The sequence below is a fragment of the Streptomyces sp. NPDC001549 genome (assembly GCF_042894025.1).
GTDB lineage: Bacteria > Actinomycetota > Actinomycetes > Streptomycetales > Streptomycetaceae > Streptomyces > Streptomyces kutzneri.
In genome coordinates, this window is the sequence record NZ_JBIAVJ010000079.1 from 1 (window position 1) to 1,886 (window position 1,886).

Sequence of the window (1,886 nt, forward strand, 5' to 3'; positions counted from 1 at the left end):
TGAGTTGCCTGCGTGTCACGACCACAGTCGTACCGGATTGCACCTCACGAAGACGGCGGAACCCAGGAACTGATCACCACATCACACACGCCCTAGGTGGTGAGCTGGTCCTGGACGTGGCGCAACCCGTGGTGGTAGCGCTCAGATATGGCGGTCCGGGTCTGAGAAGGTGAGGCCGCCGGGGGCGAGCGGACGTCGGGCCGGGGCGGGTGCGGGCTCGGGCTCGGTCTCGCCGGGCGGCTGGCGGAAGACGGCGCCCTGCTCGACCGGCATCAGCCGGCGCCCACCCGCCTGGGCGGGTACGGGAGCGTCGGAAGCGGGCTCGGAGAAGGCGGGCAGCGAGAGCGGTCGACGGTCGGTCATGATCCCTAGTCTCCCAGGTCCGACCCTGCGGGTAGGGCCAGGCCGCTATCAGCGGTGATAGTGCTCTGGCCCTGGCCAGCAGGGCCAGGCTGGTTGTTTCAGCTCACCAGAACAGAGCGGTTAAGCCACTGCTACCGCCGGTGAACCGGCCCGGACCGCCGAGGCCGGGCGGCACACTGCGCGGGTGACCACGACCCCCGCCTGAACCGGGTTCAGAAACCTCCACGCTCAGACCCCGACGCCAGCGCGTGCGCCCAAACCCTCCCGACCTGGCCCCGGCCGCCCACCGGTTCAAGAAACAGCCGTTCGGCAACCCGTCAGCGTGGGACGGGTCCTCGCAACCGGCGAGGCGTACACCAGACCCGCCCATCACAAGAAGGGCACCAAGCCCCGCCGACTGGATAAATGACAAGCTAAAGGGCGCTGGCGGGGTCCAGGGGCTGGCCTCTGGGATTCCCGGTCCGCAGTCGACGACGGGCAAGACTTCCTTCAGGTTCAGCCATGATCGTGCTCTCGTCCGATAACCAGCCGGCCTAGCCTTCGACGGGCCATCGTCCGAGCTCACGAGCATCTGACACCTCTCCCCCGCGTTTGGGGCACCACCGATTGACCCCGGTGCGAAGTGGAGCACTACCGATCCGGCTCGTACGAACGGCCCCTCAGGAATCGGTGGACGACAAACCGCCCACATGGGGAGTTCCGGCTCTGATGGCACGAAGAGCCTCGAACATGCCTTATGGCGAACGAAGTTCAACGAACTGGCTGATTTATCCGTAGCCGCTCAATCGGTGTACCCACCAGACTTCTCGGTGGCAGCCCGAGCCTCGACGGTGCAGGCCGCCACGGCAATCTCGCCTCAGTCGAAGGAGGGGTAATGAACCGTCGGACAAAGTTCAGCCTGGCCGTAACGACCGGACTCGTCGGTGCAGCGCTTGCACTCGCGCCCGCGGCCCAGGCCGACGACGTCTCGATCAGCGGCTACGACAACTGCGCGTCCGGCTGGATCTGCTTCTACTCGGAGAGGGACGGGGGCGGACAGAAATGCCAGTGGTCCCAGAGCTCCACCGACACCCGTTCCCAGTGTTCATGGATGCGAGCCGGCACGAACACCCGGTCCGTCTACAACCGCACCAATAGCAGGTTCCACTACTACCACAGCGTCAACTACACGAATCGGATCGGCAGCACCACCGCCGGCACCAGGGGAAATCTCGCGGGGACCTACACCATCGGCTCCCTCTGCGCTGGCTCCTGCCCGGGCTGACATCGACCTCCGGTGCGTGTGCCGGGACGAGATCCAGACCGGCGCCGCGCTGATGACCGAGATCGGGAAGTTCGGCACCCGGCGGCCCAGCCCTGTACGACCTGCGCCCCGGTGGCTCTATAGGTGAGAAGTGAGACCAGTCGGAAGGTGAGTTCTGACTCCACCTAAGGGCTTGCAGATCATTAACACGTCGTCTTGATCTTGTTGTCCTCGCTGGTCTGTGCCTGGACCCGGGCCTGAAGGGCGGCGAGGGCCGTGG

Annotated in this window: 2 protein-coding genes; one reads left to right on the plus strand and one right to left on the minus strand. The window is 65.9% G+C overall.

All coding sequences use genetic code 11. The annotated features are described in order from the left end of the window. Positions 1-141 precede the first annotated feature (141 nt). Positions 142-363, minus strand: coding sequence for a hypothetical protein (locus tag ACFY04_RS43655; protein ID WP_389126636.1), 222 nt, complete (start codon positions 361-363; stop codon positions 142-144). 874 nt (positions 364-1,237) lie between these two features. On the opposite strand from ACFY04_RS43655, the gene ACFY04_RS43660 reads away from it, so the two are divergent. Further along, positions 1,238-1,627, plus strand: coding sequence for a peptidase inhibitor family I36 protein (locus ACFY04_RS43660; protein ID WP_266974260.1), 390 nt, complete (start codon positions 1,238-1,240; stop codon positions 1,625-1,627). Positions 1,628-1,886: the final 259 nt, after the last annotated feature.

Excerpts from the sequence above, each read along its gene's own strand:
- ACFY04_RS43655 (WP_389126636.1), bottom strand. The coding sequence starts at position 363 with ATGACCGACCGTCGACCGCTCTCGCTGCCCGCCTTCTCCGAGCCCGCT.
- ACFY04_RS43660 (WP_266974260.1), top strand. The coding sequence starts at position 1,238 with ATGAACCGTCGGACAAAGTTCAGCCTGGCCGTAACGACCGGACTCGTC.